Below are 230 nucleotides of genomic sequence, written 5' to 3' on the forward strand. Positions count from 1 at the left end.
CCGCTAGTGGCCCTTTTTGCTCAAGCATTCTCTCAGGGCGTTATGGTCTTCTGGGTCAACGTGAGTAATACCTTTACCCTGCATGCAATTGGCTTAACGTTGGTGATCGCGCTGTTACCCATTCCAGTATGTTTGGTGTTTGGCGTTGCCCTGGCATGGCTGGTTACGCGTTTCAGCTTTCCCGGACGGCGCCTTCTGCAAACGCTAATCGTTCTTCCTTTTGCGTTATC

Annotated in this window: 1 pseudogene; it reads left to right on the plus strand. The window is 51.3% G+C overall.

Annotated elements, in window-relative coordinates:
• Nucleotides 1–230: pseudogene (gene cysW / locus A6R74_RS04105) on the plus strand (sulfate/thiosulfate ABC transporter permease CysW); the annotation flags it as partial.

The organism is Halomonas sp. ALS9 (assembly GCF_001651035.1).
GTDB lineage: Bacteria > Pseudomonadota > Gammaproteobacteria > Pseudomonadales > Halomonadaceae > Vreelandella.